Here is a 14,088-nt window from a genome sequence, read left to right on the forward strand (position 1 = left end):
GATCAAGAATAGGGACGAATCGGCTGGTTGAGGGCTGGCGGTCCGCGCATATTATCTACTCCCTTCCGTGCCGAACGGCACGGCATCCACCACCTACTCTCCCCTACCCTCCCTACTCTCCCTACTCTCCCTACTCTCCCTACTCTCCCTACTCTCCCTACTCTCCCTACTCTCCCTACTCTCCCTACTCTCCCTACTCTCCCTACTCTCCCTTGCTCGCACCACATCTATCCGCAAGGGCTAGGACGGCGTCATTTCGGTGCCGACGCCGCTCCGGTTGCCAACGTCTGCGGGCTTCGTCGCCGATGTGCTCGTGATCTAGCGGAAGAAGTAAACTGTTGGACCTGCGGCTTGGATGATGTACGCATTTACGTAATCCAACGACCACTACAATGCCGACGCCATCTCTGCGTACCGACAAAAGGCATTAGCTAGTTGCATTTGACGAGGGGTCCGACACTCGGCCTCGAACAAACACGGCGAAGCGACCACTATGCAAATGCACTTTGCTCGCGAAACAGCGACGTTCAGTCGATTGGCGCTGTAGAGGAATTCCATTCCGCGCGGCGCATCCGCATGACTTGAGGTCGCCATAGAATAGATGACAATTGGCGCTTCCTGGCCTTGAAATTTGTCCACGGTGCCGACGCGCGCGCCTGGAAGTCGCTCCTGAAGCTCGAAGACTTGCGCATTGTACGGCGCGATGATCAGGACGTCGTCGAGGGAAATCGGGGACTCACTACCTTTTCGGTCGACCCAGGTCGTGCCGGATCGCAGGATGTCCGCAATCAGGTTGCGGATCGCATCGGCTTCTTCCGGCGACGAACTCTGATTTCCGTCGTGGTGGACCGGAAGGTACCGGAGGCCAGAACCGTTGAGCCCGGACTCGATCCTGATTTCCTGCCGCTCAAGTCCCGGCCGAGACTTCAGGCGTCCTTCGTAGAATAGTTCCGAATTGAAGGCACAGATGAGCGGATGAAGCCGCCACGTCTCGGCGAGGAACAGACCCCGATCGGCAGGAATGGTGGCATGTTGGCCGAGGACATGGTCCAGGGCCGAAACTCCGACGCCATCAGGATGGCTTCCTTGAATCGGCTGCTCCAATTGCCGCGGGTCTCCCAGCAGAACGATGCTCTGCGCAGCTTGTGCGACGGCCAACACGTTCGCGAGAGCCATCTGCGCGGCTTCATCGATGAACAGCACGTCGACGCTGAGGCGTGCGTCTGGCCGCGCCCAGAAATACGATGTCCCTCCGCCGACCGAACAGTTCGTCCGCAACGCGTCGAGGGCATGCTCGTTCTTCTTGACGAAATTCAAGCTGTCGAGATCGTCTTCTTGATGCTTCTCATCGACCTTCTGAACGCAGTGGATCGGAAGACCTTCCTCGCCTGCAGCTTTGACGACCTCGTCGAGAAGATTGCGAATGACCTTGTGACTATTGGCGGTTATCCCAACTCGCTTTCCTGCGCGCACAAGAGTGCAGATCATGCGGGCTCCCGTAAATGTCTTCCCGGCGCCCGGCGGCCCTTGAACCGGGTAGACGCTCTGGTCCAACGCAAGCGCAACTCGGGTGGCGGTCTTCAAACTTTCCTCGCCCATGACCTGCAGGCTCCCTCCCCTCAGCCGCGGCGCGGTCGACAGGAGAAGATCGCGGGCGGCGCGGTGCTCGCCGGCTCCTTCAATTCCGTTTTCCGCCACGTACTGTCCCAGCCGGAAGAGAGCCTCGGGGCGTTCGTCACGATCCACCGATTTGTGAGCGAAGACGGCTTCCGGATGGAATTCCGCTGTGTCGCCTCGCTTCTTGATGTCGATGGTCCGATCTTCATGCGAAATGGCGACGACGCTACCGAACTTCGGCCCGCCGACGCTCCTGAGCTCGCTGTCGGGCCGAAGATCGGTATCTTGAAGGACGAAGCTGTACCTATGAACTGGCACCTTTGCGGTGCCACCGGCTGCTTCCTTGAACGTAAGCCCGGAGAGACCGGCGCGCTCGTGAAGGAGGTCCTCGGCGGAAAGATCGCGTAGCCGGAAATATTCCCACCAAACCGCCTTCTTCTCCCGGCCGTGAAAGTCCAGCATGAATGCCAGCAGCCAGCGGGCCTGCTGCTCAAGCGTCCGTTCGGCGACATCGTCCGGAATGCCTTCCGTAAGCTGACCGACGAGCACTGCCACCCTCTTCTGCCAATCGCCGAGTTTTTCGCTGGCCTCCGCGGGCTTTGGAACGGGCCGTTCGATCACTTCGCCGCTGGCAATGAGACTGGCGCGCAGCGCTTCGAGCCACTCGCGCAGCGCGCCGGTCGAGTCGCAGTCGTCCTTGTTGTAGCCTCGGATCGTGTCCTTGTCCGCGTCGGGAATGCCGGCGGCATCCGCCATTTCGAGGCGCGCCTGTATCCTGGCCATGACCGCCCCGACGTCTTCCAGCGGAACGCTGCGGGTAAATGAGTACAAGGGCTCCAGCTTCTTGATCGAATAGCTCTCCACGCTGGCGCGAATCCCGTGGCGAACGACGGCGAACAGATCGACGAAGATTTCGGCTCGCAGAAGGTTGTCGACCTCGTTCTCGCGCGTGGCGTAACGGCCCATCAGGCGCTTCATGGTGGCCGGTTCGTACGGCGCGAAATGGTAGATGTGCAGATTGGGGTAGGACTTGAGGCGCTCGGTCACGAAGTCGACGAAACGCTCGAACGCGGCTCGCTCTTCCCGCCGGTCCGAGGCCCAGTCGCCCACGTACTTCTGCTTCCCTTCATGATCGAGGAAGGAGTAGCCGAACAGGAATTCCAAACCACCTTCCCCGACGAAAGGATCACCCTCGAAATCGAAGAAGATGTCGCCTTGAGACGGCGCGGGAAGACGTGACAGGCCGAAGCCGGCGATCGGCGGTAGCGCTTCGTATTTCATCGAGCCGCTTGTTCTGCCTTCGACCTGGATTCTCGCCTGCTCGCGTACCTTTTCGTAGCTTTTGGCAGCTCCACGTTCCGGCCTCCATTCCAGGGGGATGGGCATGGCGGCGAGCGCGGCCGTGCTGCCGACTCCGCGTCTGGTCAATTCTCCAATCTGCGACTTGCTGATACCGGCGACCAGCGACAAGTGGTCGTCCCGCCGCCTTCGATCGTCGCAATCGCGGCGCCACCGGCAAATGTCGCAATGTTCGATCGGTTCGGGATAGGCGGCGCCGGCGCCGTTGGTGATCGCCGTTTCGAGGCTGGATCTCACATGCCGGTAGTAGGCTGAGTAGTCGGCGATACGGTAGGTTTCCGGCTCAAAATTCGTACCCGGGGTCACGACGTGGGCCGCAGTCGGCTCGACATCCTGCATCGCGGAAAGCATGTCCGAATACAGCGATATCTGCAGAACCGTATTCCCCTTCGTTTCGCGAGCGAGCTTCGTATCGGTAACTTCATACGACCAGGCGCCGAACCGACTTGGCGTTTCCACGCGGCGGAGCACGTCGGCCCGACCGTTCCACTTCCCCGATTGCAATCCTCCTTGAACGATGACCGCATCGCCGCGGGTCATGGCCTCCAAGGTCGCCGAAATGGACGTGGGATCGAGCCCTACTCCATCGATTACCGTCACGGTCATGCCGAGCGTCTTGAGGTGATCGATGAAGGCTTGTTCGTGCGCGGCACCGCGCTCGGCGAGGGTCGCGAGAACCGGGTCCCAGACCTTGGGCTTCGGAAGCTCGCCGTTGACCACCTTGAGGTCGAGTTCCGTCAAATACCTACAGTTCAGGTGTCCGACCAGATCGGTCGAACTAAGGTACAAATTCCCACCAACGTTCTGCATGCCCCACCATAATGCCGTTCGCGGCGACCTACTCGGCCGTCTAGCGTACGCCCATTATGCCATTTTCCTAGGCGATCGGGCTCGAAAGAGGCGAATAATCTACTATAGTCGCGCAAAGAGTGTGGACGGGGGTTGAGCTGGTGGGGGCTGGTACGGTCGAGAAGGCGAGATGGCTGCGCGATTTGATCCGGTTTCTGCCCCTGCGAAGCCAGTTCGTCCTGTCGGGCAATACCAGGGATCTCCAGATCCATGAGGCCGCGCCCGGCCAGATCACATCCGTATCCTTGACCAGAGCGCTGCCGGACGCACTGAAGGACGCCGGCTATGGCCGGATAGCTAGCTTCGATCTTTTGAACGGCTTTAGAGCCCTCGAACCGTCCGACGATAGCTTTTTGATGCATCTTGGGCTGTCGCCCGCAAACGGAACCGCTGCCGGCGGTATCGATCTTTTGGCCTCGACCCTTGAACGGCATGTTCCATCCGACGGCCCACCCTCGGCCCTCATTATCGACTTCGCGTCGCGCTTGATCACTCGCAGCGAGGCCCTCTCTCCCGCCGAACATCAGCTATTTTCGCGCGCATTGATCCTTTCCCATTCTGCGCGCGCGCGCCCGGCCGGCGATCGTCGTCAGCCATTTTTCAACACGGTGATCTGGATCGTGGACAAGGAGGGAGACCTTCCCGATTGGTTCCTGATCGGCAATCCACGCATTCGGCACATACCGATCGGTCGGCCCGACCACCTGGCCAGGCGGACCATGATCACTTCGTTGATGCGGGGACTTCCCGGCGCTCAAAATTCCGCGCCGGCCGACCTGGAGAAATCGACCAATGGATTCGTCGACGAGACCGAAGGACTCCTGCTCCTCGACCTCAGCGCGATCGCACAGCTCTCCCGAAGCGAAAACGTCTCGTTCGATCGCATCTCCGATGCGGTTCGGCGGTTCAAGGTCGGCGTCACCGAAGACCCGTGGCGCAAAATAAGCCACGACAAGATCAGCTCGGCGGACGAGTTCGTAAGGCGCCGCGTGAAGGGGCAGGCGCACGCCGTCACTCACATGCTGGACATCGTTAAACGCGCCGTCACCGGCATCGGGCAATCGCCGAGGGGTGGCCGACCGAGAGGTGTCGCTTTCCTCGCCGGCCCCACGGGGGTCGGGAAGACGGAACTCGCGAAGACCATTACTAGCCTACTCTTCGGCGACGACAGCGCATACATCCGCTTCGACATGTCCGAGTTCAGCGCCGAGCATTCCGATCAGCGCTTGATCGGTGCCCCACCCGGCTACGTCGGCTACGACGTCGGCGGCGAGCTCACCAACGCGATCCGGGAAAAGCCATTCAGCGTCGTCCTTTTCGACGAGATCGAGAAGGCACACCCGCGAATCCTCGATAAATTCCTTCAGATCCTGGACGACGGCGTTCTCACCTCGGGACGAGGGGATCGCGTCTACTTCTCCGAAGCTTTCATCGTCTTCACGTCCAATCTCGGTATCTACACCCCCGGCCCTACGGGCGAGCGGATCGCGAACGTGACGCCCGAGGAGACGTTCGATGCGGTCAAGCGGAAGGTCCGCGCCGAGATCGAAAAGCATTTCAAGCAAGTGCTCAACCGTCCGGAAATCCTGAATCGCATCGGCGAGAACGTGATCGTCTTCGATTTCATTCGCGGAGATGTCGCCAACGAGATCTTCGATCAGATGGTGGACAATCTGCTGAACGACGTCAAATCGCTAGGCTACGACGTGACACTGTCGGAGCAGGCCCGCGCGACGCTGCGCGGTCTGTGTCTGGCGGATCTTTCGAACGGCGGACGCGGCATACGCAATCAGGTCGAAGCCCATCTCATCAACCCGCTTTCGCGCGGTCTGTTCGATAGCGGCGCAGCAGCAGGAAGCCGATTTCGAGTCTTGGAAGTTCAAACCGGGGCATCGTCGACGCTTCGTCTCGAAAGCGAGCCCTAGAGATGACGATTCGCATCACCGTCTCGCGCATCCATTTTCCCGTGACGACTTTAGGACCCGGACGACGGCTCGGCATTTGGTTTCAGGGTTGCTCCATTCGTTGTCCGGGCTGCATTTCCATGGACACCTGGGTGGAAGGACGGGGAAGCACGACTGTCGAAGAAGTCGTCAATTCCATCATTCCGTGGATCTCGAAGGCCGACGGCATCACCATCTCAGGAGGCGAGCCTTTCGACCAACCCGACGCTCTGTTGGAACTAACGGCACGAATTAGGTCTAAGACTGAGGCCGATATACTCGTCTTCACCGGATATCCGTGGGCGCACATCCGCGACATAGTTGGCAGGTCCCCTGGTACGATCGATGCCCTCGTTACGGGGCCTTTCGACTTCGAGGAAAAGCAGACACTTGCTCTGCGAGGAAGCGACAATCAGGAACTTCACTTCATCACGGAAAAAGGGCGCGCCCGGTTCGCCAGCTTCGAGCGCCTGGCCGACGAGCGGGATCGGTCCGTCGACGTCATGTTCGACGAAAACGGCGACGTCTGGTTTGCCGGTATACCCGCGCGCAATGATTTTCGCAGACTGCAGGAATTACTCGAAAGCAATGGATCGACACTCGACACCTCCGAGGACAAGCGAATTTCCTCCAAGCTGGCTCGCCCGGCATGATTAGACTTTGCCCGAATTGCGATACCGAGCGTCCCGTCACCGAGTTCTTTTGCGAAGGCACGGTCGACGGTCACAATTGCGGATGGGACCTGTCATCGATCGATCCCACGCCCCCTGGCCAGCCGCAACCTGTCCCTCCGGCACCGACGCCATCCAATCCGACTTGTCGCAACGGGCACGCCAATTCGCCGGGCGACCTCATCTGCAGCTCCTGCGGAGAAATTCTCGACGAACCAGGGCTACCCGTACCGCTGCCCGAACCGGGACCCCAACCGGATCCCGAGCCATCGCCGACCGAGACCATCATCGACGGCTGGCGTCTTCTCGACAGGATCAAGTCGTCGAGTACCGTTCGCGAACGTTACACTGCCGTGCAGGACGCCAGCGGACGTCGCGGAGTACTTACGTTATATGCGATCGCGTCCGAACCGGACGGAGCGATCTACGATCTGCTGCGAGAACTTCCGCGCGATCACGTCGCCGAGGTAATCGCGACCGGTCGATGGTGCGAGCGCGCTTATGAGGTCGCGGAGGAATTCCCGGGCGGCACCATCGCGGATCTGTCGCTGGACATCGGCGATCGGACGGCGCTGGAGAGCTTCATCAGCGAACTTGCCCGAGCCGTACATTCGCTGACCGAGGCAGGCCTGCGCCATAGGGACCTCCGTCCCTCCACCATTTTCGTCCGCTCCCGGGATCCGCTCGACCTCGCTATCGGCAGCTTCGGCTCCGCACGGCTTTCAGAATTCGATCTCGACATCGCCTCTCCGCTTGAAACGACCCGCTACATGGCGCCTGAAGCGATTGCAGGCGGCGTAGCGGCGGCTTCGGACTGGTGGAGCCTGGGGATGATCCTGCTGGAGCGGATCACCGCAGGAGCCTGCTTCAAAGGCATCAACGAGCAGGCCTTCCTGATCCACGTGCTGACCAACGGCGTGCCGCTGCCGGAGAATCTGGATCCTTCCATGGACCTGCTTCTTCGGGGCCTTCTCGCAAGTGATCGCCGTCAGCGGTGGCAATGGAAAGAAGTTCAGGCCTGGCTGGCGGGCGAAGCAGTGTCGGCGCCTGCAGGGCAGAAAGCTGGCGAAGCGGAGGGGCGGGCGTCCATCACGCTCGGCGGCAAGCAGTACAGGTCGGCCGGCTCATTCGCACTTGCCGCTGCTGAAGCATCCAACTGGGATGAGGCAAGAGGCCTTCTTCTGCGAGGAGCGGTGGCGACCTGGGCTACGGAGGCGGGCTTCGATGCCAAAGTGCCCGCGGCGCTGCGACAGTTCGCAAGGGTCGAGGAACTGAACGAAGACCTGAAGCTATCGATCTCGTTGAAGACGCTGAACCCGTCGATGCCTTTGATCGTCCGGGGAAACATCGTTACCCCCGGTTGGCTGCTCGACCATCCCGACGACGGCTTCAGCCTCATCACGGGCCCGGCTCCAGATCTTCTTCGAAAGGTCGATGCGGACGATCTGCTTTGGCGGCTGAAACTGCGCGCCGAGACCGTGCGGAAGCGCCTGGAGCAACTCGATATCGACGTCGAGGAGGACCTGCTTCGCGTGCACCTCCTTTCGACGTCGATGGCCCGTTTGTCGGCCCTGTGGGAGGAGAAGCGGAGGCTGCTTCCCGACAGCGACCATGCGGGCATCGTTTCGCTGGTGGAGAGGCGACAGTCGGCCGAAGAGGATCTGATAATTCTTCTCAGCGCATCGCCGAGCCAATTCCGCTCGGTGGAGGAGGTGATCGAGGAGGTGGCCAAGCAGGCTTCATCGGCAGGCTTGAGCGCCTTTTCGAAGGAGGAGGCTGCGGCGAGACTCGCGCGCCCTCGTCGTGAAATCTACCAGGCCGTAGACGAGCGTATACAGAATTTCGCCAGGTGCGGGATTTTGACTGTCGACGAATGGGCCGACGAATTTCGACTTGACCGACGCATGCCGATCGGGCGGGCCCTCGCACTTCTCTCGGTTCCGAAAGACACTTGGAAGCCGCTTCCCAAGCAAGGCTACGTTTCGACCATTCTTGATTTCTTCGCGAAAAGAATATCTGGCGGCGTACTGCGTGGACCGCTGACGCGGATGCTCATCGGCAAGTCCGCGCGGATAGATCTGACCGAGTTGAATACGGCGCGACTGCCGGGATCGGAGATCCTCAGTCTTCTTTTGGCAAGGGCCGGCCGAGCAGTGAACGTCGATCCTGCCGCGTTTTCCGAGAACGAGGGACTGGAACGCAGACTGCGGTCTCTCCATTCCCATGCACTCCTCTACAAGCGAGATACCGGGATCGACGGTCTATACATGGGATTTCCGTTCCTCCTCATGCGGGACGGGAAGCCGAACACGAAGCCGAGGATCGCGCCCGTCCTGCTCTGGCCGGTCAGCGTGTCGCCCGAGGTCGGAAACCGCGGTCACGTTACGATCGGGTACGGACGCGAAAAGAACGCCGAGACGGAAGCCGAACACGTCGTTGTCAACCCAGCCCTCGAAGGAATGGTGGGAATTCCCGAAGCAAGGCGATGGCAGGAAGCGGCGGACGAGTTGCTCACCCGCGGCAGTCTTACGGCTCAGGATGTGCTGGACGCGTTCAGTCAGCTCGCCACGCCGACGGGAAGCGAGTTGACGCCCCTTCCCGGGAAGGACGTCAAGGTCGGCTCGCACGAACGACAAATCGTGCCGGCAGCCGTGCTGTTCCATCTCGCCTTTATGGGGCAGGCGGTCATGAAGGACCTCCAGCTCTTGAGAGGAATGCCGCCCACGGCGACCGCGCTCGAGGCAGCACTCCGTCTCACGGATCTGAAGTCGGCGCCGCCGACGCCGGCCCCGGTACGGGAGATCGATCGCTACTTCACGGCCGACAGCGATCCCTCCCAGGAGGCGGCGGTGATCGAAGCTCGACAGGCACCAGGCCTCGTCATTGAGGGGCCACCGGGGACGGGCAAAAGCCAAACCATCGTCAACATGGTGGCGGACGCGATCGGCAGAGGCAAATCGCTGCTTGTGATTTGCCAGAAGCAACCGGCAATTGACGTCGTCAGGAAGCGCCTCGAAAGAGAGCGACTTGCTGACCGGTTCGTTATGATCACGGATGCGACGCGAGACCGCGAGGCCATCGTCGGCTCGATCCGTTCCCAGGTCGAAGCCCTGCATAATCGTCCCGCGGGCGGCTCGCCCGCCTGGAAACGCGATCGCGAACGATTGGCGGCTCGCATCGACGTGCTCGAAGCGGAACTCGATCGTCAACAGGCCGCCTTGCACGAAGTCGAAAATCGGACGGGATTGACCTATCGGTCATTGCTCGGCGAACTCCTGGCCATCGAGGAAAACGAGCCGAAGCCGATCGATGCGCCGGCGCTTCGTTCGCTGCTATCGGATTTGCATCCGTCAGACATCGCGACGGTCGAGGAGAATTGTGGACCGCTTGCGAGATATTGGCTTCCGGCCAAGTTCGAGGGCAATCCCCTGTCCTCTCTCAAGGTCTTCAACCCGGACCGCGGAGCAGCGGAGGAGTTCGGTACATCCCTTCGTGCCTTCTCGGACTTGGAGGCAGGACGCAGGAACGCGGAAGCGGAGACCGCAGACTCTTTGAGGATTTCAGATTTCGACGCCTTCAGACAATGGCTTCGGACGGCCGAGCAGCTTCGATCGATCAGCGAGGGCCTTTGCGCCAATCTCGGACGCTGGCTTCCCATGTTTAGAAGTCCCGAGGGCGGCGGGTCCAAGGGCACGAACATGCTCGCCGGCCTCCTTTGGCTTGAGGAACGCCTCGCTTCGCTTGATCAATCGGCCCACCAGCCAGATCAGGTCCGGAAGCTGGTAGGAGTCCACGATGACGAGCTGAGATCCGCTTCGGAGTTGGCGGCTGCGGTACTCCAGCCAGCGAATGGATTGGCAATGATCAATCCCATGCGTTGGCTTCGAAAACGTCGTCTTCGCGCTCTGCTGACGACCATGAGTTTTGCCAACGACGACCGAGCCATCTCGTCTTTCCATCGCGGGGCCGAACTGGAGTTGGTGCTCAGGCCGCTGAGAATGCAGTTGGCGGGATATCTCACCGCGCTTTTCGGCAAGGCTCCCGATCACGACGTTGCTCCCGGCAAACTCGCCGAATTTTCCAAAAACCTGCATTCGATACTTGCGGTCGTCCACAACCTCGTGACCGTCATCGACGATTGCCCCAACCGGGCTGAGCTCGACGGGGCAGCCATGACCGGCAAGGTCGAAGAGATCGACTGGTTCTTCGGGCGAGCGGATCGCGCCCTCCGAAGGCAGGATGTCCGGCAGCAAAGCCATGCGGCGCTGGATGATCTCGCCCGATATGTTGACGCGGCCTGGATCGAAGCGCGACGCGCAACGATCGACGGCGGCCGGTCCAACGAGGCCGCCCTCGCCGAAATACTCCAAGCGTTACCCATGCTGGTGCCATACCAGGAATTTCGACTCCGCTCCGTTCGTCTTGGCGACAAGGAACGCGCTATCTTCCGCACTCTTCGCTTGAAGGAAGCTGAACTCTCGCTGATCGGTACCGGTGATCTTGATTCTTGCATCCGGGCAACCATCGGGCGGGAGGCGCGGCTGGCCTGGAAGAGCGCGATGGAAGCCGCCAATCCGGAGGTACTCCTCGATAGCGGAGCGGTCGAAGCGAAGGTGACGTCGCTTGCCGAAGCCGACGCGCAGATCAGGGATTGCAACAGGGAGCTCCTGATCCATGGCATCGATGTCAGCCGCGTCCACCCGACGCGAGAGTGGGAACCGATCACTCGACTTCGCGGACCGAGGGCGTTGCGACTTCGAGAGTTTATCGAGAAGGCCGCTCCGCTTGGCCTTTTCGCGCTACGACCGGTTTGGCTGATGACGCCCGACATCGCGAGCCGCGTGCTGCAGGCGCGTCCAGGCACGTTCGATACCGTCATTTTCGACGAAGCCTCCCAGATGCCGGTGGAATACGCGTTGCCATCGCTATTCCGCAGCAAGATCGTGATCGTCAGCGGCGACGAGAAGCAGATGCCACCCACGACATTCTTCGCGAGCAAGGTCGAGAACGACGAAGCGGCGATCTTCGATGGCGAGGAGCCTGAAGAGGAATCGACCGAAGAGGAGCGCGAAGCTTTCGCGGAAACGTGGAATCGGCGGGAGATCAAGGATTGTCCCGACCTGCTCCAGCTTGCGCGCTCTGCTCTCCAAAGTCGAACCCTGCAGGTCCACTATCGTTCGAAATACCGCGAGCTCATCTCGTTCTCAAACGCTTCGTTCTACGCGAACGGGCTCAGTGTGCCGGTTCGCCACCCCGACGAAACGATCCGGAGGATCAAACCTATCGAGGTTCTCCGCTCGGACGGCATCTACAAGAGCCAGACCAATCCCAAGGAAGCCTCCGATGTGGTAGAGTATCTCAGCAGCCTCTGGGAGGACGCTTCGCCGCCATCAGTCGGTGTCGTGACATTCAATCGCAAGCAGGCGGACACAATCGAGGATGCGCTGGAAGAGCGCGCCGAAAACGACGAAGCGTTTCGCGATGCCTTGATGCGGGAGCGTGAGCGCGTCGAAGGCGGCGAGGACATGGGCTTCTTCGTGAAGAACGTGGAGAACGTTCAGGGCGACGAACGCGACATCATCGTGTTCTCCACCACTTTCGGACGCAATGAGCATGGCGTATTCCGCAAGAGCTTCGGTGCACTCGGTCATGCCGGCGGCGAGCGGCGCTTGAACGTGGCCGTGACCAGGGCGAGGGAAAAGGTCGTCATCGTCACGTCGATGCCGGTATCCGAGATCTCCGACCTCCTGACCCGGCGCAGCGGACCCCGTGTACCGCGTGACTATCTGCAGGGTTACCTCGAATACGCTCGTACCGTTTCGGAGGGATCGGCGGACTCCGGCAGGACCTTGCTCGAACGCCTTGTGACGGAAAAGAGCGCGGATCACGAATATGAAAGCCACGTAGAGGATGGCTTCACGAAATCCGTCGAGAAATTCCTGGAGACCAATGGATGGAAGCCGGCCAAGGCGCGCGACGGTGGCGCATTCAGTCTTGATTTCGCAATCATCGATCCTCGCACGGGTCTGTATGCGTTAGGCGTAGAATGCGACGCTCCACGGCATTTGTTGCTCCAGAGAGCGCGAGCGCGCGAGGTCTGGCGTCCAAAAGTCCTGAATGGAGCAGTCCCGTTCATTCACCGCGTCTCATCCTACGCTTGGACCCATGCCGGGGACGAAGAGCGTCAACGCCTCAAGGAAGCCGTCGAAAACGCCCTGCATAACGGAGGAGGATACAAATGAGTGGTCCGAAAGCCTTCCGGATAGTCACCCGCGGGGAAATCATCTCGATTTGCCGCCGCAGCTTGGCGCGCCTGGACGCGGCCATCGAATTTTGGACTTCGACCTGCAAACGCAACGGGACGATCAATCAGTCGGATATCGACCTAGTTATCGCTCGAAGTGACGAAATTCGCCGGATGCTCGACGCGGACAGGTTCGCGGACCTTCAAAAGCAGGTCATAGCCGAAATCTCATATTTGAGCGCCGATGCCGAGCGACGCGCGGAAAAGGCCGCAGAATCTGAAGCGAAGCGCAAGGGCGATCAGAGGCGTGCCAAGTCCGCCGCCCAGGCACTCCTCGCGAAGTTCGAAGTTTCCCACATCGAGATCCCGGTCGATCTTCGACGAGAGCTTACGACCCCCGCGGCGTCCGTCGAGAGTCTCAACAAGGCTGTCAGCAAGGGGCTAATGCTGCTGCTTCAGCCAACCGACCGCTCCGAAGGCGTCACCGAGCGTCAGCGGGCGCTCGCCGACCGGCTCGGTGCCGGCGACCGTCGTATCACGCTCGAGGAGTGGACTTCCCAGCAAACCGGCGCAAGCGACGACCAGGCGCTTTCGAAGGTGGACAAGCTCCTCGGCGAACTTGCTGGCCTTGGGATCGATCCCAGTCCTTTTTCCGCCCGGATCACGGCTCTCGAGGCCGAGCCGCGCGCCCGGCAGGCTCTTGTTGCTGACAGCCTGCTCCTCGATCTCAGCTCTGCGATTAAGGCCGGACGCGAGCGCGCGCGCCTCGAACGGGATCTTGCCGAGCGGCATGCCGAACTGTCGGAGATGAAATCGGCCGAATCGGCCGCGCTGCGCGCCGAGATCGAGCAGGCCCTTGCGAAGTCTGGCGCCAACGACCAAGAACTCGTCAAACGCGCCGACTTCCTGATCGAGGCCGAAGTTCGCTCCATGGCTGCGGAGGAGCGGCGACGCGCCGTCTTGGAGGGGCTCGCGAACCTCGGTTATGAGGTCTCCGAGGGGATGATGACGGCTTGGGTCTCGGGCGGTCGGATCATTCTCCGAAAGCCTGCCAATCCCGGGTACGGAGTCGAACTGTCGGGCGGATCGCAGGCGGACGTTATGCAGGTGAGGGCCGTCGGTATTGGAAATCCTGCCGAGGCGCGGGACACGGGCCGCGATCGGGACATGGAGACGATCTGGTGCGGCGAGTTCGAGCGCCTGCAGTCGCTTGTCGCGAAAGCGGGAGGCAACGTCTCCATCGAAAGCGCCCGTCCGGTAGGGCAATACCCTCTCAAGGTGGTCGCAGATATCTTTGCCAAACCAGCAGATGTCGAAGTCGCCGCGACGCGGCAGATCAATCGCTAAGATGGTAGATGCGTGCGTCATAAGTCGCACCGTCAGCCGCGAGAGCCTTCGAGCGTTC

General features: G+C 60.8%; 5 protein-coding genes. 4 read left to right on the forward strand and 1 reads right to left on the reverse strand.

The genetic code is table 11. The annotated features are described in order from the left end of the window. Window positions 1-387 precede the first annotated feature (387 nt). Window positions 388-3,786, reverse strand: coding sequence for a TM0106 family RecB-like putative nuclease (locus ACFDR6_RS02510; protein WP_375857240.1), 3,399 nt, complete (start codon window positions 3,784-3,786; stop codon window positions 388-390). Between the two features lie 140 nt (window positions 3,787-3,926). Here ACFDR6_RS02510 and ACFDR6_RS02515 point away from each other — a divergent pair, with 140 nt between their 5' ends. The 4 genes from ACFDR6_RS02515 to ACFDR6_RS02530 are packed head-to-tail and all read left to right on the forward strand — an operon-like array spanning window position 3,927 to window position 14,030. Continuing rightward, on the forward strand, window positions 3,927-5,750 hold the full coding sequence (locus ACFDR6_RS02515; RefSeq protein ID WP_375857241.1) for an AAA family ATPase: 1,824 nt from the start codon (window positions 3,927-3,929) through the stop codon (window positions 5,748-5,750). Window positions 5,751-5,752: 2 nt separating this feature from the next. Then, on the forward strand, window positions 5,753-6,421 hold the full coding sequence (locus ACFDR6_RS02520; RefSeq protein ID WP_375857242.1) for a 4Fe-4S single cluster domain-containing protein: 669 nt from the start codon (window positions 5,753-5,755) through the stop codon (window positions 6,419-6,421). After that, window positions 6,418-12,681 carry an AAA domain-containing protein gene (locus ACFDR6_RS02525; protein WP_375857243.1) on the forward strand — a complete coding sequence of 2,088 codons (6,264 nt, stop codon included), beginning with the start codon at window positions 6,418-6,420 and terminating at the stop codon, window positions 12,679-12,681. Before ACFDR6_RS02520 ends, ACFDR6_RS02525 begins: the two co-directional genes overlap by 4 nt. After that, window positions 12,678-14,030 carry a hypothetical protein gene (locus tag ACFDR6_RS02530; RefSeq protein WP_375857244.1) on the forward strand — a complete coding sequence of 451 codons (1,353 nt, stop codon included), beginning with the start codon at window positions 12,678-12,680 and terminating at the stop codon, window positions 14,028-14,030. The genes ACFDR6_RS02525 and ACFDR6_RS02530 overlap by 4 nt, the downstream gene beginning before the upstream one ends. The last annotated feature ends 58 nt before the right edge of the window (window positions 14,031-14,088 follow it).

The organism is Bradyrhizobium tunisiense (assembly GCF_042263385.1).
GTDB classification, from domain to species: Bacteria; Pseudomonadota; Alphaproteobacteria; order Rhizobiales; family Xanthobacteraceae; genus Bradyrhizobium; species Bradyrhizobium tunisiense.